The organism is Rhodococcus sp. NPDC057014 (genome assembly GCF_042673295.1).
In the GTDB taxonomy this organism is placed as follows: domain Bacteria; phylum Actinomycetota; class Actinomycetes; order Mycobacteriales; family Mycobacteriaceae; genus Rhodococcus_F.
Window position 1 is genome coordinate 1 of sequence record NZ_JBHUSF010000023.1, and the last position, 19469, is coordinate 19469.

General features: G+C 65.4%; 16 protein-coding genes. 14 read left to right on the plus strand and 2 right to left on the minus strand.

The genetic code is table 11. The features are described from left to right. Window positions 1-313: 313 nt before the first annotated feature. From ACFTZB_RS07505 to ACFTZB_RS07540, 8 genes are all read left to right on the plus strand, one after another. Window positions 314-652: a hypothetical protein gene (locus ACFTZB_RS07505; RefSeq protein ID WP_378430831.1), complete on the plus strand. Its 339-nt coding sequence runs from the start codon at window positions 314-316 to the stop codon at window positions 650-652. A 151-nt stretch (window positions 653-803) separates the two neighbouring features. Continuing rightward, the gene (locus ACFTZB_RS07510) at window positions 804-1229 is read left to right on the plus strand and encodes a hypothetical protein (RefSeq protein WP_378430833.1); all 426 of its coding nucleotides are present in this window, start codon (window positions 804-806) and stop codon (window positions 1227-1229) included. Between the two features lie 3 nt (window positions 1230-1232). Then, complete coding sequence (locus ACFTZB_RS07515) at window positions 1233-4343, plus strand: hypothetical protein (RefSeq protein ID WP_378430835.1); 3111 nt, start codon at window positions 1233-1235, stop codon at window positions 4341-4343. 24 nt (window positions 4344-4367) lie between these two features. Next, window positions 4368-6536, plus strand: a complete 2169-nt coding sequence (locus ACFTZB_RS07520; protein ID WP_378430837.1) for a hypothetical protein — start codon at window positions 4368-4370, stop codon at window positions 6534-6536. Beyond that, window positions 6533-7345 (plus strand): hypothetical protein, encoded by an 813-nt coding sequence (locus ACFTZB_RS07525; protein WP_378430839.1) that lies wholly within the window; start codon window positions 6533-6535, stop codon window positions 7343-7345. Before ACFTZB_RS07520 ends, ACFTZB_RS07525 begins: the two co-directional genes overlap by 4 nt. Before the next feature lie 119 nt (window positions 7346-7464). After that, entirely contained in the window at window positions 7465-9003 is a 1539-nt protein-coding gene (locus tag ACFTZB_RS07530) for an NlpC/P60 family protein (protein WP_378430881.1), read from the plus strand. 60 nt (window positions 9004-9063) lie between these two features. Next, window positions 9064-9600 carry a hypothetical protein gene (locus ACFTZB_RS07535; protein WP_378430840.1) on the plus strand — a complete coding sequence of 179 codons (537 nt, stop codon included), beginning with the start codon at window positions 9064-9066 and terminating at the stop codon, window positions 9598-9600. A gap of 27 nt (window positions 9601-9627) precedes the next feature. Next, the gene (locus ACFTZB_RS07540; RefSeq protein ID WP_378430842.1) at window positions 9628-10233 is read left to right on the plus strand and encodes a hypothetical protein; all 606 of its coding nucleotides are present in this window, start codon (window positions 9628-9630) and stop codon (window positions 10231-10233) included. Here ACFTZB_RS07540 and ACFTZB_RS07545 read toward each other — a convergent pair. Next, window positions 10230-11285, minus strand: coding sequence for a DUF3068 domain-containing protein (locus ACFTZB_RS07545; protein ID WP_378430843.1), 1056 nt, complete (start codon window positions 11283-11285; stop codon window positions 10230-10232). The two genes, ACFTZB_RS07540 and ACFTZB_RS07545, sit on opposite strands and share 4 nt — an antisense overlap. Before the next feature lie 139 nt (window positions 11286-11424). Between ACFTZB_RS07545 and ACFTZB_RS07550 the strand changes: the two genes are divergently transcribed. The 3 genes from ACFTZB_RS07550 to ACFTZB_RS07560 are packed head-to-tail and all read left to right on the plus strand — an operon-like array spanning window position 11425 to window position 14260. Next, the gene (locus ACFTZB_RS07550; RefSeq protein ID WP_378430844.1) at window positions 11425-12543 is read left to right on the plus strand and encodes a cytochrome P450; all 1119 of its coding nucleotides are present in this window, start codon (window positions 11425-11427) and stop codon (window positions 12541-12543) included. A gap of 39 nt (window positions 12544-12582) precedes the next feature. Further along, window positions 12583-13668, plus strand: a complete 1086-nt coding sequence (locus ACFTZB_RS07555; RefSeq protein ID WP_378430845.1) for a GAF domain-containing protein — start codon at window positions 12583-12585, stop codon at window positions 13666-13668. A 28-nt stretch (window positions 13669-13696) separates the two neighbouring features. After that, entirely contained in the window at window positions 13697-14260 is a 564-nt protein-coding gene (locus tag ACFTZB_RS07560; protein WP_378430847.1) for an inner membrane-spanning protein YciB, read from the plus strand. A gap of 272 nt (window positions 14261-14532) precedes the next feature. On the opposite strand, the gene ACFTZB_RS07565 is transcribed toward ACFTZB_RS07560, so the two are convergent. Then, on the minus strand, window positions 14533-14979 hold the full coding sequence (locus ACFTZB_RS07565) for a helix-turn-helix domain-containing protein (protein ID WP_378430848.1): 447 nt from the start codon (window positions 14977-14979) through the stop codon (window positions 14533-14535). A gap of 814 nt (window positions 14980-15793) precedes the next feature. Between ACFTZB_RS07565 and ACFTZB_RS07570 the strand changes: the two genes are divergently transcribed. The 3 genes from ACFTZB_RS07570 to ACFTZB_RS07580 all read left to right on the plus strand — a co-directional run bounded on the left by ACFTZB_RS07570 (window position 15794) and on the right by ACFTZB_RS07580 (window position 19316). Next, window positions 15794-16069 (plus strand): hypothetical protein, encoded by a 276-nt coding sequence (locus ACFTZB_RS07570; protein WP_378430849.1) that lies wholly within the window; start codon window positions 15794-15796, stop codon window positions 16067-16069. 361 nt (window positions 16070-16430) lie between these two features. Then, window positions 16431-16688, plus strand: a complete 258-nt coding sequence (locus ACFTZB_RS07575; protein WP_378430850.1) for a hypothetical protein — start codon at window positions 16431-16433, stop codon at window positions 16686-16688. Between the two features lie 2043 nt (window positions 16689-18731). Next, entirely contained in the window at window positions 18732-19316 is a 585-nt protein-coding gene (locus tag ACFTZB_RS07580; protein ID WP_378430851.1) for a hypothetical protein, read from the plus strand. Window positions 19317-19469 lie beyond the last annotated feature (153 nt).

The following is a 19469-nucleotide window of genomic DNA, read 5'->3' on the forward strand; positions in this document are numbered from 1 at the left end:
GTCCGGGGCGCTATTTACAACTTCGCCTCCCCCCGTAGGGGGGAGGCGTCTCCCGAAGGGAGTGGGGGGCAGGCATCACCGATCCCCCAATCGTCGACACGTGCCCCGCATGGGGCCAATCACGTTATTCGCGAGGGTTGTCCGAGGGAGCGTGTCCGGAGGGCAGCACCTGTCCCCGCAGCGCCGGTCCCCGCCCTCAGTCCCCCGTCGCAACACGGCCCGTCCTCGTGGCCCCACCGCCAACCCGCCCGACCCTCAGCGACACGCCCGAGCGCGTGCGGGGGTCTTCGTGTGCCGAAGCGGCCCTGTGCCAATGTTCTGGCGTCACCGTTCGGTGTTGCCCGCGAATCTTTTGGGAGAGAGCATGCTTCATGAGTCTTTCGAGGCTGCGTCGCAGCTGACGTTCCTGGCACAGGAGGGGATCGATACGACCAACGTGGGCGGTTTCCTCCGCGAGCAGGTGGTCCCTCCGATCCTCGGTGTCGGAGCGATTGTGCTTCTGGCGAAGGCGATTCGCTCGTCCTGGTCTGCCGTCATCACCATCGCCGGCCTTTCCCTGATCGCGCTGGGCTGGTTCGGGTTGTCGGCGAACCCCGACGCGGCGATGAATGTCGGCACCGGAATAGCCCGGTTGGTCTTCCCCGGAATCTGATTGCGCTCCCACTCACGACCGGTCCCGCCCCAGAGTTGATAGGAACGAACCCTTATGTCTGTCATGACGATCATCTTCGGCGTGGTCATCGCCGCCGCCATCGTGTTCGCAATCGGTCGCGCCATCAGCGAGCGCCGGTGAGGGGCCTGCGGTGATCGAGACCGATGACGACCTGTACCGGGTGGATCAGCACTGGCTAGGCCCTCCGGGGCGGGCGTTCCCGAGACCAGTCAGATGGCAGGCTGTGGGTATCGGTGCGGTGTTGCTGCTGCTGTCGTACATCCTCGTCATGGGAGTGCTGTCGGTGCCGTGGAGCGGCTGGTCCGTCACCGTAATGCTGGGGTTGACCTATCTCGGGACGAAACGGATCGTCGACGGGCTCGGCCACGAACGCACCATCCGGTCGCTGGCCCGGTCCGCGATCAACGACCTCACCTCCCCACGCCCTGCGGCCGGCCGCAACACGAAAGCCCGGAACACGCCGCAGACGGTGTCGATCCCCGACCAGATCGCGCGCGTTCGCCTCACCCCCGCCGCCGCAGGCGATCACACGACTTCTTCGACTACGAGCAGGTAGGTCATGAGCTATCCCGGTAACCGGTTCGACCCGGTTGACCTCGTCCCACCCCCCGGGGCCCTGCCGCCGGTGCTGCCCGAGTCGTGGCTGCGCGCGGCGCGCCAAGCCGGGCTGCAGACCGCCGACGCGCACACCGCCGCACCCCACACGAGCTTGGGTGATGCACTGCTCACCGCCCCCTCCCCGGTCACCAACCCTGACTATGACGAGGGCGCACCCGCAGAACCCACTCCCCACAAAGGCAGCACGCGGGGCGGGAAGAAGTCCCGGCCAGCCCGGCAGGGGCATTCGACCAGTGCGGCCGCTGAACGCGGGAGCAGGGCGCGGATGCGGAAGCAGTCCAAGTGGCGGCTGCGGGCGGTGCTGGGCAACGTCACCATCACCGACGACACCGCCACGTTGTGGTTCGTGCAATCGCCCGGCACGTGGAGCATGCGGGCGATTGCCGATCAGTCGCGGTTCATCCGGGACGAAGCGCTGGTGCTGGCGGAACTGCGCGGCAAAGGGGTCTCCGGTATCCATCGGCGCACGGTGCGCGAGCCCTGGCCGGTCAAGGAGTGGGGCCGCGCACACGCGCAGCTCACCGAGGACCGCCTCCCCGACGTTCCCGGTGCCCTCGCGTGGGACGACTACCTGGTCGGTCAGCAAGTCGCGCTGCTGGACTCGGCCCCTACCCGCAAGCGCCGTTACTGGGGCATCGAACTGCCCCGGCGGTCGATGACCGCGCAGGCGATCGTCGCGGTGGCCGACATGTGCTTCGGGGTGAAGGGGGTGGGGCCGCGGTTGTCGAAGTGGTCCGAGCAGGTCCTGATCGCCGAGCAGGACGCGGCGACCGAACACATCGCCGAGATCGAACGCGTGATGCTCTCCCCCGGTGTCGAAGCCCTGCCTGCCGACAGCGGTCAGGTGGACTATCTGCTGCGCCGCTCGGCCGCGGTGGGGATGCCGTTGACCGAACCGGCGGCCGCTAACACACCGTCGGGTTGGAGCCTGTCCGATCTGTTGTCGCTGAGCAACCTGACCGAAATGCACTACACACCCGGCGCCGGACACACCGTCGTCGAGGGCACCATCGCCGGCCGCACTTACCGGTCGTACGTGACGGTGCTGACGGTGGGGCGGATGGCACCACTGGCCATCCCCGAGCAGAAGATGCCGTGGCAGCTGCTCGGGGACCAGCTCGGGCTGCCCTTGGAGTGGTCCGAGCGGATCACCCTGCACACCCAGGAAGACACACTCGGTGAAATCCAGAAGCAGCGCAACGCGATCGAGTCGCAGTACCGGCACTACACCGTCGAGCACGACGAAACCCCACCCGATGAGTTGGCGGCGCAGCACGGGTTGTCCCGGCGGCTGCGGACGGAGATGTCGAACGGTGGGGCACTAGCCACCCGGGGATCGGGGTGGTGGCGGATCGCCGTCTCCGGTTCCTCCCCGCAGCAGGTGCGGGACCGTGTCTCGAAGCTGCAGCAGCAGTACGCACCGGATGTCGAACTCGAAGTCGAGAACGGCCAGTACCACCTGCTCAAAGAATTCATGCCCGGTGAAAAGCTCGCCAACACCGCCCACAAGCGCAGGATGAGCGTCCTCGCCATGTCGGCGGGGATGGGGGCGGCGGCCGACCGGATCGGTGACGAGGAAGGCATCATCCTCGGCGAGACCGCGTCGATCTCGGTCCGGCCGGTCGCCTGGAATCTGTTCGCCGCCCACGACTTCTTCGACAAGGGTGGCCTGACCCCGCTGGTCGGCGTTCAGGGTGCAGGCAAGACCCATCTGGCCGGTATGGTCACCTATCAGGCGCTGCGGCTGGGCGCGCACGGGGTGATCCTGGATCCGTCCGGGCCGCTGCGCGCGCTCGCCGATCTGCCCGAACTCAAGCCGTTCACCCGCGTCTACGAGCTGACCGGGCGCGGCGCCAAGCCCGGCGTCCTCAACGTCTACCGGGTCGTGTCCGAGCCCGACCCGGCCGACGAGATCTACCGCCCCGGCCATCCCGAGTACGCGCACGAATCCGACCCGGCAGCCGCCGCAGCAGCGGCCTACGAGGACGATCGCGGTGCCGCCCATGCCGAACGCGTCCAGCTCGCGTCCTGGGTGCTGATCTCGATGCTCGACGCCGACGACCGCAGCGACCGGGACGCCAAGAGCGTGGTCCGGATGGCGGCGGCGATGGTCGGGGGCCAGCCGACCAACCATCTGGGCAAGGTCGTCGACGCGATCGACCACATCGCCGCCGGCGTGGTCTACACCAACCGCCACGGGGCCGTCCACGGCACGACCAACGGGCAGACCAACAGCTCCGAGACCACCCCCGCCATCGGCGAAGGACTGCGCACCGCCGCGGGCCGGATCGGGCCGATGCTGCGCACGATGTCGCAGCTGCGCGACGCCCGGGTGCTGTTCCCGTCGGCCACGTCCGGCGACGACGCCGCCGCCGAACTGTTCGACTCGGTCCTCGACGAACGACTGACGATCCTGACCATGCCCGGCCTGCAGATCGACGACAAGGCCGAGGGCAGTGCGGCCACCGACAGCCAACGCCTGGCCGGGCCGCTGATCCACCTGGCGGCATGGTTGGCGACCCGGTTGGTCTACGACAAGCCGCGCGCGCTGCCGAAACTGCTGTTCCTGGACGAGAACAAGTACCTCAAGCAGTCCGGGGCCGGCCGCACCCTCTACGTCCGGCTCGGCCGCGACACCCGCAAGTTCCGCACCCGAGCACTGGTATGCAGCCAGCTCGCGGGCGATTTCCTCGGATTGGCGGACGGCGCCGATGACCAGGACCAGTCGCAGTTGACCGACGAGATCATCATCGGCCGTCTCGGCTCCTCCGAACGGGCGATTTCCGACGCACTCACACTCCTCGGCCTCGAAGAGGGTGAGGGGTACGAGACGATCCTGGCCAACCAGCTCGGCGGGGGCCGCAACGACACCTACGACCCGCGCGCGAACAAGGCCCGCAAGCAGCGCGCGGCGAAGACCGGAGCCGACGAAGCCCGCACCTACGTCGTCCGCCTCGGCGGCGACATCGAACTGGTGCGCGCGAACTGGACGAACTTCACCCACATCGCCCACGTTGCGCAAGCACTGAATTCCCGGGCCACCGCCGCCTGACCCCCTTTGGGAAGGACATTCTCGATGCCCGCCACCGCCCGCACCACCAGCTCGCCCGCACACCTGCTGCAGCGGATCACCCAACTGTGCGCGGTCATGATGCTGGTCGGGCTCAGTGCCCTGTGCGGGCAGAGCACCGCCCACGCCGCGGGCTTCAACTGCAAGGACGTGCCGGCACCGCAGTCCCCGAACTCGGCGGCGCCGGCGTTCTTCGACTCCGGGTCGGTGGACAAGCCCGCACAATCACAGCTCTCCGGCACCGGGTACGGCGGGCACGGCTGGGCCGGTCTGACGTGGCACATCTACGACCTCGGCTGCGGTGAGGACATCACCGGGGTGTCGCTGGTGCGCAACAAGACCGACGTCGGAAACACCTTCCTCACGATCGGGCAATCGTTCGCGGCCGCGGCGTTCTGGCTCGACGAGCAGGCCAACACCCCCGCCGAGGGCCGTGAGACCGGCCGTCAGGGGGCGATCGCGCAGTTCGACGAGATCGTGCTCGCGGTCTCGGACTCGTTGCGGCCGACCGTCTACGGGCCGTGGCTCGGGCTGGGGGTGGCCGCGGCCGGGTTGATCATCCTCTACCGCGGTCTGCGATCAGATGCCCCGGCGGTGTTCCGGCAGCTCGGGATCGGTGCCGGCGCGCTGGCGATCGGTGGGTTGATGGTCGGTGCCCCGGCGAAGGCGATCCAGATCTCCGACGACACGTTCAGCGCGCTGATCACGAAGACTCAGGGCGAGATCTTCAACTCTGCGGGCATGACCGATGACCCGCGGTTGGTGATCACCGACCGGATCATCATCCCGGACGTGCAGCGAGGGTATTTCGGAACCAACGCCTCTGCTCAGACGCTCGACGATTTGTGGCCGAAGTTGCGGGAGTCGATCGCATACACCTACGACGAGCAGGCCCTGATCCAGGCCGACAACTCCGCGCAGAAGGAGATCGACGAGGCCAAGGCCGAGAAGTTCCGGCGGGAGGTCGTCGAGCCGTTAGAGAGCAAGGGGCTCTCGTTCTACACCTTTCAGGGCAAAGACTCTAGCCGGGTCACGACCGGGTTCCTGTCGATGGTCAAGACCTCGATGCCCTCCATCTTGTGGAGCGGGTCCTCGGTGCTGAAACTCTCGGCACTGCTGGCGATCCGGGTGGCGATCATCACCGCCCCCGTATGGGTTCCGCTCGCCATCGTCTCCGGATCGATCCTGCTCCGCGTCGGCCGCATCCTCGGCGGGATCTACCTGTGGGCGGTCGGTGCCGCGGTGCTGATGTCGGTCTACCTGCTGATCTTGATCAAGCTGTACCGCAATGATGCGGTCGACGGGACCTGGCGGCTGTGGTTCCTGGTCATCCTCACCATCGTCTTCTGGATGTTGTTGCGCCCGTTCAAGAGGCTCTCGCAAACTATCACCCAGTCGCATCGCGGCATGATCGGCGGCGCGATGGACCGGCACAAGCACGGTTCCTGGAAGCAGAAGCTGCTCACCGCCAGCTCAATGGTCACCAACCCCGCCATGGGACTGGCCGAGAAGAGCCTCGAACTCGCCCGCAGCGGCACCAACCGCGCCGCCGACGGGGCCGGTCGGCAGTGGTCCGACATGATCGGCGGCAACCAGCCTCCGATCGTCCGGCAGGAAGGACGCGCCCTGTCCGCCGCACGCACCGACGACTACCGCGACCGCGCCCGCCAAGCACAGCTGGCCGCCCTACGCAGCAGCGACCGCCCCGCGGGCGGAGCGCTGGCGGACCTGCGCAAAGCGTCCCCGGAGGGGCCCGAGTCCGGCACCCGGCTACCCGGTGTCGACATCACCGCCGGCCCAGCCGACGGCAACGGGCGCACCGAGCTCGCGGATCTGCGCAAACACACCCCCGCAACGGGTTTCACCGACGGTTTCGAGGCCCTCGACACCGGTGACAGTGAGGTCTTCGTTCCTCATCAGGACGTGAACAGGTGGGACGGCGGGCCGGACGCGGTCATCGCCCCGACCACCATCTATCGGCCGAGTGAGGAAGCCGAAGCGTCCGGAAAGCCGCAGCGTCCGTGGGTGTCGATCACCCGGCCCGCACCGGCCTCGTCGTCGGCGAGGCCCGTCAGCAGTGATCTGCCCCGGGCGGGATTGCGTGAGGACGCCGCGTCGGCGCAGTCGACGGGAGTGCTCGACCGGCCGAATCGTGATCTGGGAGTGAACTGGTGAGAACAGGTGCCAACCCGATCACCACCGCGATCCGTAGCTGGGTCCTGCGCAGTCCCGGCCGGCTCGCGAGCGGGATCGCGATCATGGTCGCGGTCCTCTACGTCGCCCGCCTGATGGTCACCGCGGTCACGGGGGCAGAGACCAGCGGAAGCGACGTGCTCGCCCACGACGCAGAAACCAGTAACACGTCAGTGACCTCGACGACTGCGGCAGCCGAAGAAGTCACCGAAACCGCGGTGGCGACAATGTCGGCGAGGTCGATTGGTCGTAGCCCCGCGACAGCGGCAATGTATTACGCTCACGCGTTCGTCGACACCACCGCCTCGCCAACTCAGTGGGCGGTCGCGCTCAGCCGTGTCACCCGCCCCGAGCGTGTCAACGACGCCCTCGCGGCGGCCCGGCCCACCGCACCGGTGTCGCTTCTCGGGCCGACCCGCACCCTGCCAGGCACCGGCACCACCGGAACGACTGTGGAGATCGATACCAGCGCTGGGACCATGACCGTCGCGGTCACCGACACCGACGACGGCTGGCAGGTCGCCTCTCCCCTCCCCACTCTCGACCTGGACGACGTGGCCGCGGCCGCTCCCACCACCTGGCGCACCACAGCGCCGACCACGACAACGGCCACCACGACGCCGTCCCCCGGCACAGCACCGCACCTACAGCGCCTCCCCGCGGCCCAGTCATCTTCGGAGCCTGCTCCTCCTGCCCAGAAGGCCACCAACCCCGCCCCTGCGCCGGTCCCTGTTCCCGGCCCGATTCCTATCCCCGAACTTGACACACCGCTGCCGGGGCCGATCGCGTGAACGACGACGACTACCCCACTCCCGAGGAAAAGCCCTCCAGGGGACGCGTCGTCGTACCTGTAAAGCGCACAGGATTGCGTGTGACTGGCGCCATCCTGGCGGCCACCTTCGCAGTCGGGATGGCATGCGCCTGCACTGGCGGGGCCATTATCGACCTGCCCAAACCTTGCCGGCCTGTCCCCTCCGATTCTGGGGGCCCGCGCGGAGAGAGCACGCAGGATGATCGGCCGGCGGCGGCGCTGACGCCGTCCGGGCCGATCCAGCAACCCACCGCACCGGGAACCACCACATTCACCTCCGGTTTCGGACCCCGCTGGGGAGCGATGCACAACGGTGTCGACTTCGCGGCCCCGGTCGGCACCCCGATCTACGCCGCCCTCGACGGCCTCGTCGCCGCCGCCGGCTCCAGCGGTGAAAGCCCGGGTGTCGGTTTCGAGAACTGGATCATCATCGACTCCGTCGTCGGCGGCCGCCCGGTCTCCACCGTCTACGGGCACATGTACGCCAACGGCATCCACGTCACACGCGGGCAGCCCGTCAAGGCCGGCGACCACATCGCCGACATCGGCAACGCCGGCGGATCCACCGGTCCGCACCTGCACTTCGAGTACTGGGACGGTGGCCGACTGCAGGGCGGTACCGCGATCGACCCGACGACCAAACTCGGCGGCGCCCCTGCACCCTCCGGACATGACGTGAGTGCACCGGGATCGAATATCGATCTCATGGCCGCATCCACCCCCGTCGACTGCGGCAAGGGCTTCGGCACCGCCGGCGGCGGTGATCTTAAGCCCGGCAGTGTGCCACCGGCATTCGAAGAATGGTTCCGTAAAGCAGGGTCGCTGTGCCCGCAGATCAGCCCAGCACTGCTGGCCGCGGACACCAAAGCCGAAAGCGGGTTCCGCGCTGTCACCAGCCCCGCAGGCGCAAGAGGCTATACCCAGTTCATGGATGGGACCTGGGCCATCTACGGCCGCGACGACGACGGCAACGGCCGGATCTCCCAAGGCGATGTCGGAGACGCCGTGATGGCTCAGGGCAGATACTTCTGCGAGATCGCGCGATCGGTCGACAGCTGGATTGCCAACGGCTCGGTGAAGGGTGATCCGCTCTCGCTCTACATCGCCAGCTACAACGCCGGTGAGGGTGCCATCAAGCAGGCCGGTGGGATGCCCTCCGGTGGTGACTATTCCAGCGAAACCCGACCCTACGTGCAGAAAGTCCTCTCCTACATTTCCGAGCTCGAGCAGCCCGGCGGCCGCGGCGAGTTCGTTCCCTCCCCCACCGCCGGCGGCAGCAATGTCGTCGAGGCGGCCAGCCAGTACCTCGGCACTCCCTATGTGTGGGGCGGCGGCGGCTCAGGTGGCCCGTCCGGGGGCGGGTTCGACTGCTCGGGACTGACCCAGTACGCCTACGCCCGAGCCACCGGCGGCAAGACCGTCCTCCCCCGCACCTCCGAACAGCAGTGGACGGTCGGCACCGAAATTTCCCTGTCAGAGACCAAACCCGGCGACCTTGTTTTCGGATCCTGGGAGGCCGACGGTCCCGGCCACGTCGGAATCTACGCAGGCAATGGACAAATGGTCCACGCACCCACCACGGGTGAGGTCGTCAAGCTCGCTCCCGTCCAAAATGGGATGCGTGCACGTCGTATATGACCGAGGATGAGAGGGACTGGAGAAGCGAAATCCATGCGAAAAGCCCTGATTGTGCTCGCAGTGATCATAGCCGTAGTCGCGGTACTGCTCTACTCCTTGCAGGACAATGCCAACCCCTCAGGCACCGCAACACCGCAGAGCACCACAACCGCGCCGACACCTGCACCGGAAACGGGCAACAGCGCACCTCAGCGACCGGAACCGACGTCGCCGGAAGAAGTGGCCCGCCAAGCCATGGCCGTCGCATTCACCTGGGCCCCGCCCACCGACGAGAGCCCCACCAACGGATTCCGGCGCGCAACACAATGGTTCACACCCGCCCTGGCTGCACGCCTGACCGCCGATGTGCGAAACGAGCGCGGACCCAGCCTGCAATGGCAGCAATGGATCAACGACAACGCCCGGGTCATCGCGAACGTCGCCATCGGTTGCTCCGGCTGTCCACCCGATACCGACACCACCGCGCACCGGGTCGCCACAATCACCCAAACCGCGGTCACCGGCGACACCACCCGCCCCGTCGAACCCGACATCACCGTCTGGCTCACCCTCACCGAAGCCGACGACGGATGGTTGATCGATAACCTCACCTACTGAACACAACCGAACTATCGAGGGGGAACCTTGAATTTCCGCGCCACCTCAGCTCTGACGGTCATGGTGCTCGCCGCCGCGGTGATCGCGGGGTGCGGCAGCAACTCCGTCGACGACACCGCATCGCAGCCGTCACCCGCGATCGACGCCACTAGCCAGGTTCTCGATCCCTTTGTCGACGACACCGCCGACGGGCAGCAGAAGGAAACCGTCACCCGCATCATCGATCTGGGCAATGAGCGGAAGTCGCCTGACAACGCCATCATCGCGGCGCTGGTCGCCTCACGAGCTGAAGGATTATGGCGGGTTCACCATTCCGGATCGGGAGGGCGGAATCTCTTCGGTTGGAGCCAGATGTGGGACAACCGACCTGCCCTTGACGACGGAGCCGTCGCTGACGCAATCGAGAACTTTTATGCCGGTGCGGAAAGCCCGGAGAATGCTGCAAAGAGGGACGACCCGGTCGACTATGCCGTGGCGATCCAACTGTCCGACCACTTGGGCGGCCGTGTGTACTTCGAAGACCGCGAAGCCTACGACGACAACATGTCCTACCTGGGCACCGAAGACAAGGTTCGCAACGAATACGCCGGGGCACTCCCCTACGCACGTGCGGCCTTCGACCAGTTCGGCTAGCGGCGTGACCAGCGGCGCGCGAGCATGAGCGCGGTCCCCACCAACACGATGCCGGCCACAGCACTGAGGGCGGGCCCGTAGCGAGTTCCCCACAGGATCGCGGTACGGGCGTCTTTCGCTTGTTGGGCAAGGCCATTGATCGTTTCGTCGTCGAAATGGGTGTGCGCTTCCAGCGTGGTCACCGCATTCGGGTCGTTAATCGACCGCGCCAGCCATCGCCTCGGCTGCTCCTCCACAGCAACGATCGCACCAGAGGCAGGCTCGACCCACACATCGCGCGTGGTGGAGTAGTGCAGATCCATCGTTATCGGCTCCGTGCCAGGTAGCCCCCACTTTTCAGCGGGTAAGGTCGTCGTCGCGACACTGCCGATCGATTTCCCAAGGTTCAGAGGGCCGATCGTCTGCTGAAAGTGATACAGCCGCATGCCGTCGACCACGCGATCGTCGTCGACGTACTCGATCGAATGCGTCTCACGTGCGGTTCCGTCGTAGTACGGGTAGCTGACTTTCTCGACGTCGAACGGAAACTTGTACTGAATTCCGGCGCGAGGCGTCTCCGTCGGGGGCTTGCCGAGTTCGGCTTGAGTCGTTGGGACGGGCTCGACGAGCGGCATGCCTGATCGTCGGTCGATCGTGACGCGATCGACCATTGCCGAGACCAGGCCCAACCCGTCGCCCCAGTCGGTCCGGACCGTCTTTTGTGCCGCTTGCAGAGTTGTGGAATCGGCTGAAACTGGATTCTCTGTCGTCACGTACACCTGAATCCGCAGCGGGACGCCCCGGTCAGTCTTCACCGGACCCTTCATGGCCACCGAGGTGGCCTTGAGCACCGCCGCGTCCTCCGCAACCGACACTGTCGCCGACTGCACATCGAGCGGGATGACCTTCAACCGGGCGGCACCGTAGGTAGGGACCAAGACAGCGACGGCGAGCAGGCACGAGCCGATCGCGACGAGAGTGCAGACTACTGCGGATCTCCTCCAACCCCGACGGTCGGCGGCATCCGCCTTGTGCACGTTTTCATCCAGTACGGTGTCGACCTGAGCACTCACGTAGCGCACCCTAGCCGCCGGAGCCATGCAGAATCCCGGTCAGCCGGTATCTTCGTCCTGAGGTATTTGCCACATCACAGAAGGGAACCTGGTGCTCGATCCGTTTGCGCCCGGCCTGAGTGTCGCGGAGGCCGATCGCTTGCATGAGCACCTTCGCGCCGCCAGCCCCGTTGTCGAGGCCACCGACGCCGATGGACTGCGCGTCTGGATCATCACCCGGTACGATGACGTATCTCGACTGCTCGCTGACCCCGGAATCGTCAATGTCCGGCCCGGCGGCCCGTCAGGCAGCCCGGGCCTTCCCCTGCCACCGGCACTGGCCCGCAACCTGCTCAATATGGTCCCCGCCGATCACCGCCGCGTCCGCGCTCTGGCAGCACCCGCGTTCTCACGGCGCCGAATCGGAGCGGTGAGGCAGATGGTGACCTCCCGTGTCGACGGACTCCTGGACGACCTAGACCCGAACGATACCGGTGTTGTCGACCTCTTCCCCGCCTACGCCTCTCCCCTGCCTGCCGACATCATCGCCGAGATCCTCGGCGTGACCGATGCAGACGCCGACGAGTTCCGTACCGCCGCGGCGACCGTGATGGCAATGAATCCTGGCGAACCCACCGCGGACGACCCCCGTATCCCGGCCATGACCACGATAGTTCTCGTGCTCATGCGCGTGATCGCGGCCAAACGGAAATCGCCCGGTGACGACGTCATCACCGATTGGATCACCGCCCGCGACGCCGAAGACCGGCTGACCGAAGAGGAACTCATCTCCCTCGCGTTCCTGACGTTTCTCGCCGGATTCGAGAACTCCGTCTACCAGATCGCCAATGCCATCGGCATTCTCGCCGGACTCGATCGAGACGAGGTACTCGTCGAAATCGCCGACGACCAGCTCTGGCGCGCCCGGGTGACGCAGCTCGTCCTCGACGCCGCGCCCGGGTCCTATGCGATACGGCGATTCCCGATTGAAGACATCACAGTCGGCGGCACCCGCATCCCCGCCGGCAGTCCTCTGTATCTCTCCCTGCGCGCGGCGACCAACGACCCCGCGCGCGGCGATCGCCCGGACCTGGCCTTCGGCCGCGGACCTCATTACTGTCTCGGCGCCGATCTCGCCGTAATGCAGCTCGACATTGCTACTCGCCGCCTGTTCCAACGTCACCCGGCCCTGTCCCTGGTGAAGCCATCGGAAACACTCGACCGGCGACATACCTGGCGCACTCACGGCCCCACCGAGATGCCTGTCCACCTGACCTGACGTGACCCGCAAGCCAGTACGGGAGAAACGGATAAACCAATGACAACTGATGCCCTCGTGTGCGCGCACGCCGAACCCACCCACCCGATCCGCGAATGGACGACGGTCTTCGTCGGTGCCGGCGACGACCACCAAGTCGTCGCCGAAGGCGCCAAGGTCCGCGAATGGCGCAATATCAACAACGTCGTTCGCGGACCTGCCCGCACCGCTGTCCTGGGGTTGATCCGTAAGTGCATCGCCGATCGCGAGCTCAAGATCGAGCCGTTCGAGGGCAAGGTCGCCGACGCCCTGGGCCCGGTCGGGGCAGCCCACCCCATCCTGACTCCCGACAAGAGCGTGGTCGTAGCAGTTCAGATCTGGAGCGGTGACCCAAAGAAGAACCCGCCGGACCGCCCCAATGTCGGGGCCTGGGAGTGGGTTCTGAGCTCGGACGACAATCCGCCCCCGCCGCAGCTGCAGTTGGACCCCGGAGCTATCGAGCTCATCGGGATGTCCGTCCGGCATCAGGATCGATCGGTTTTCGGTCCTGCGGATCTCTACACCCGTTCGGCCCGCCTGTCCGACACGTTGCGGCATGTGCGTCAAATCCGAGACTCCCAGGTAAAGGACAGGTTTGACGGCACGTTCACCATCCGGGCGGAAACCGACGTCACCCGCGAGCTGCGCTACGCCGAGCGGTGTGTGGAGGGCCCGGCGGGTAGACGTGTGCGCGGGATCTGCTGGGATGCGGGCACAGACGAAGCCCTTGTCCACGAATCGATGCTCGACGCGTGGTTGTCGACGATGTTGGCATCGACATCTGGGATGTACATTGCGGTCGGGGATCTGTCGTACCAGTACCCGTACTGGCTGAAGTGGGTGACCGAGCACGTTCCCGGCCTCGGACACGGCGTGAGCACCGGTCAGACCTTCGCGCTCCATGAGGAAGACTGGCCGAAGATCATCGAGTGGGTCCAGCAGGTGCGCAAGGGGCCAGTCTCCGGTACGGTGCGGGCACGACGGGGCGGTGGCGGCTGGCTGAAGGCCGAATTCCGGGGCTTCCTTCTCGATCCTCTCGTCAGCGACTCGATCGGTGTCGCGGTGATCTCCCCCGAGATCGAAACCATCCCTGACGAAACCTCCTGACGGAGAATATTTTTCGGAGGACAAGCTCGTGTGGAGAGTGTTCTACAACGCCGCGTTGGTTGTTGCGTTCATGGCGACCTACAAGGCCGCCGGAATTTTCGCGGCGACGGTCGTGGTCATGGCCGGCGTCGTCGGCGAGATCATCGTCACGCTGGCCCGACGCCAACGGGTCGACAAACTGCAGTGGATCGGTCTATGCCTTGTGCTCGTCCTCGGCGGATCGACTCTGTTGTTCCACAACGAGACCTTCATAAAGTGGCGTCCCACAGGTGTGTACTGGCTCATCGCCGGCGCTTTCCTGACGTCGTTGATGGTCGCGAAGCGTGACCCGGTGCGTCTCGTCATCGGACGATGGGTGAGCGCACCGGACGCCGTCTGGCGCTTCCTGAGTTGGAGTTGGTTCGTGGCACTGGTCGCGGTCGGCGCCGTCAATATCGTGGTCGCCTACACGATGTCCACGGACACGTGGGTCAACTGGCGTGTCTTCGTCGCACCCGGAAGCCTCTTGGCTCTCGCTCTCGCCCAAGCCACCTGGCATCGCAACTACATCCTTACGGCGTGGCGCGCCCACCAATCCGAGGAAGCTGTGTAATATCCCCTCCGACGTTGGTTCGACATAGAGTTCGCTACGCGGACTGACTGTGCGATGCCCCCCTCTGGCACGTGCCCGGTCGGCCGACGTCAGCGCACCTCACCCGAGGTTGCGGCGCGACCTTTTCGCGTTGCCCGCGCAGCACGCAGAAAGCCCCTCTTCGAAGGGGCTTTTCGTCATGCTCGCGAGAAGGTCGAATGATTACTCACTTTGCTTATTGCACCGCCACGGTCACCGAGACCCTGCCCCCGAAGCTTAGCTCTTCGATGAGTTCACGCCGGGGTGCCGGGCGGGCGACTTCGCGCGCGCTCGTAGGCCGCGCGGTACACACTTTCGGAGATCCCCAAGGCTGCGGAAACCTTTCGCGCCGTCTCGTCGGTCAGAGCTGCCTGCCCGCGCTCGACTTGCGCCACAGTCGTGGTACTGAGTTTGGCCAGCTTCCCAAGTTGCGGCTGCAGCAAACCCGCGAGGACACGCCAGTCCCCCGGAAGGCGCTCATCCTCGGGGACTACGACGACATCGCTGATCGGCACGCCGAGGGTGTCGGTGACCCGCTTAAGGAGATCTACCTGCGGCGAAGTTGCGCCCGTTTCCCACTGGTAGAGGGTCGCGTGTCCGATGCCGGCCGCGCGAGCAAGCTCGGGCCGACTCAGCTTGGAGTCTTCACGCAGCTTCCCGAGCCGAGCAGGGTTGAACCCGCGCATCACCCGTCGACTCACCGAAACACTCCGTCCATCACTTGTGGACACCTTGCACCATCTCCCTTACGATCACTCCAGGTCAAAGTTTTAGATCAAATACGCCCTGGTCGTGACCGGCACTCAATGAAGGGAGTCGGTGATCTGACAGAAGAACCCCCGCCCGGTTGCCGCCGGACAGGGGCCTGAACCGAACAGGGTTGCCGCCCTGGTCAGCGTGATTCTTCAGCTAGCAGAACGGAGATCTGCCAATGGAAACGATAGGCGTCGTCGGCGGTAGTGTCGACGAGACGGACGTGTTGAGTTGGACAAACTCTCAACTGCGACATTTCATCCATGCCCACGACTCGGTGTGCGCATGCTCTGCAGGTCCAGAGCGATGCGCCGTGTACCGAGCAGCGCATGAAGAGACATTCTTCCGCCGGATCAGCTCGAACCTTCCCGATCGCATCGACGGGCCTCCGGCCACCGATGATCGACTCCCGTGCACACGCAATCCGCAGGGATGGGACACCGACCTTGCCAGCACCGGTCAGCTCCTGGCCGCAATCGATGCGTGCAAGGGGTGCCTGTTCTTTGCGACCTGCGCGGAACAAGCCCGAGAAGGGGAGACACCCTCCATGGTGTGGGCCGCAGTGGCCTATGACCAGGACGGGGATCCCATTCGGATCTCTGCACTGGCAGCATGGGTTCGGACGCGGGACGGCATCCGTCTCCGAGACCGAACGCGGTCTTCAGCAGTAGTTGTGCCAGGCGAGGCTGTCGGCGGCGAGGCCGTCGCGGTTGCGGACCAGTTCCAGTCCGGACGGTGCCACCCGTCCGACCGCACCACCGCGTGCGCGCCGCACCCGCGCGCGACCTCTTCCCAGGCACCGCACCCAAGGCCGATGCCTGTTCGACGGGCATCCTGATGGCGCCACGGACGTACTCGGTCGATCTCGACGAGCTGACGCGTGAACAGCTACTCGCGTTGTCGGACGATGCCGCCACCTACCCCGAGACCGTCACAACCGACGCGGTTCGCGATCTTGCCGTCTTCATCCAATCTCTACTTGGGACGACCGGGACCAGTCAGACCCACAACGTTCAGGCGCCGACCATCAGACTCTGATGTGTCGGATGTTGCGCGCCCGATTGAAGGGGTCGCTTCGCTTGCGCGACGGCCGCGCGGCTCCTGCTGGGCAACGCCTTTTCGGCGTTCAACCGCGAAGCCAGGTCAACTCAGCAGTTTCGGGTGCGGCGAACTCCCGCCCGAATGCGACCGCTGACTCGCCTCACTTGTCCTGATCGATCCGAATCAGCCCGCCTCCGACCTTCCCGACCCCCCTGCACCAGATCTGGCTATGAGGTCTAAGTACCTCCAGCCGCAGACACGAAAGGCAACCCTCTCCGATGGACACTTCAGTCACATGCGACACACCGAACAGTCCCGGTTACCCGTATCTGTTACAGGTTCGATCTAGGGTTTCCTCATGGCACAGCACAACAAGGGGCCCCGCGGGCAAATCGCTACCCGCGCACCCCTCAGACACCACGAGGTTTACGAGAGTCGGGCAGCCGAACTCGGCATCCCTGCTGGCGACTACTCCGTGCTTATCCTCGCCATCACGCACGGACTGGACATCCCGGACTACATCAGCGAGAAACTTCGACCGGAACAGCTCCGGCTACTCGAAGTCGAAGCTGCGGGGTCGCTGCATCGCGTCGAGCAATTGGCGATGGGCGCATGAACGACACCTAGATACGGAACAACCCCCAGGGCTTGGCGGCGTCGGGGGTTGTCCGTGTATGAAATTTCGGGACCTTACCAGCTCCCTGACCACCACTACCTCGGAAGGAAGAGGCGGTGCTTACTCGATGATAACGCACGGCCGCAACTCTGGCCTGCCTGCGAACCTCCCGTCAGTCACGGGTCTGTCTCAACGAGACCACATGCCGGCTACGGCGCTCCCACGCAATCGAGTCCCTTTCGCTGGTGCCACCCCTGTGTTGGCTTACCAGGGCGCCTATTACGCGACGGAATCTGCGGGTTCTGAGCTGCGACTTCCGGTGCCGCTTATGCGCGTACCGGCCCTTCTGACCGAGGAGGGCGGTGTGCCTGGCGAATAGCGCATCGGAACTACCTCGATAGCTAATTCAAGAGCAGCGGTACCACCCAACGGGACCCCCGGGCGGGGGTGGGTTTAGTCAATGAATCCTGCTGGGAGGACTGGCAGGTCCTCCCGTCTAGGGCGATCGTCTGGCAGGACGGTCATTCCCCGAGGTGAGTAGAAGAAGTGAGCAGCCTCTTCGACTCGGTACTGCAATCCCCGAAAGGACTACCTGTGCTAGGTAAGTCTGATAGTAACGCATGCCTTGACACCCTTTCCATGGTTCAACATTGCGAGCTCGGCGTGTCGTGGGCTAAATCACACAACTCGCCGATTTCCCAAACCCCGCAACCAACAACGCAACCACTTCAGACCCCGTGGATCGACGAGCTGCGACGACTCAACGCGGATACCGATCAGCGTGGAAAGTCCTGGACGCTGCCCGTCAACCCCGGCCAAGAGTCACGCATCCCGATCTGGACTAGCCGCGACGGATGGATGCGACAGGTCCGGTACGCAGTCACCAAGACCGCCGCCGGCCGCGCCGCAGCCGCCCGACACAGGATTGGCGTCGAAAGTATGGTCGCCATCGCCGCCGCGCACGCGTCGTCAGCCGACTCGAAAACTGGGCGCCGCGTTACTGCAACAGTCCAGAATCTCGCCGCCCGCGCCGGTGTGTCCGAGTCAGTGGTCAAACGAGGTCGCCGCGTGCTGAAAGCACTACACCTCGGCTTCGAGCTGGTACGGGGCCGCACCCTGACTACGCGTGAATTCCAAGCCGCCGAAGTCCACCACGGTGGACGTCAGCACCGCGCTGCCAGCGTGTGGGCTCTATCTTCCCCACCTGACCTCGTCGCAGCCACCCCCGCTCCCCCACAACCAAAAAAGCGCGGCAGCTCCCCCCGCAGGACACACCGCGCGGCGAAGCACGCTCACCACACCACCCCGACGGGTTCGAATCCCAATCCCCAAGCCCGCGACCGTGACCCCCTATCTTTGAGTGGTTTTTCCCCGAAGGGGATCTCTTGTAGAGAAGTAATCACCAAACGCGCGTGCGCGCGCGAGAACCAACCCTCATCCTCGAATCAGACGAACCCGCGCCCGATAAATCTCCAACGAGCCGCCTCCACCCTGGTCGCCGCAGCTCCAGTCATCGCACCCAGCGGCCACATCGGAGCCGTGTGTGACGTCATCGATCGCGCAGGAATCGACACCAACCGCTGGACAGGACGGGATATCGCCCAAGCTTTGACCGCTGACGCGGTCTCGCGAGGTGAGCTCTGGCCGAACACGGTTCGCACACCGATCGGATATCTGACCTGGCGTTTGTCCAGAATCGACTGGTCGGGCCCCTCCCCCAGCGAGCAACGCGCCGCAGAGGCTGCGCACAGCGCACAGCGCCGGGCTGAGCGTGACGCCGAACGCCAGCGAGCCCGTCGTGCAGCGGCGTCGCCTGAGCACCGCAAAGCGTTCATGGAACAGATCCGCGCCACCCTGGCACCCCAAAGGCAGGCGGCGTAACCATGCCCATCGATCCTCGGCGCACCATGCACATACGGCAACGCTGGCCGGACCGGCCGCGGACGATCACCACCGCGCCGAGCGAGGTACCACTCGCCACCGAGTCTCGGCCATATACTGCGAGAATCATCGTGGCCGACTCGCACAGAACGGAGTGCGCTCGTGGGTAAGAAGAACACCATGTCCCGATCGACCCAACGCCACCCACGGGTCTACGTCAGCCGAGTCCAAGCGCCTCCCCGCATCAGCCACAACGCAGACTCGATCCGCGAGCGCCTCCGTAACGGCGCCAAAACAGTCGTGGTCGACACTGCAGGGCAGCTAATCGAACTCGACGACAAAACCTTCGCATCGGCCGGCGACGAGTGGACCTTGCGTTTTACCGCTGGATCGCAGGCACGGATTCATCTCGACTCACCACTACCCGCGACCGCTCACATCGTCGCCACTGACGCAACGACCGTGGAAGTCACCGGGCAAGTTCATGTCTGGGCCTACACCCACGCGACGGTTACTGCCTTCGACCAGTGCCGGGTTGTAGCTCACAACCACGCATTCATCAGAGCGTGCGACCACTCTGCTGTGTGGGCCGACGACAATGTCGTTGTCCACGCCTACGACGAGGCCACGGTCCAGGCTAGAGATCACGCGATTCTCGCCCTTTCCGACGAGGCACGCGCAGTCGTGGAAACCGCAGTCGTGGTTCGCGGTCCAGCTCGCAAGAACGTCACCATGAGGGACGCATGATGCCTGAGCCTTCGCAGACGCAACTCTGACACCGCACCATCTGCCCAGCAACAGTTCCGAGATGGCCTCGTACGCATGGCAATCGAAGTCGACCCTCTCGCACAGCAGGCGGTTCACCCCATCTTCGTGGATGAAGACTTTTCAACGGCGCAC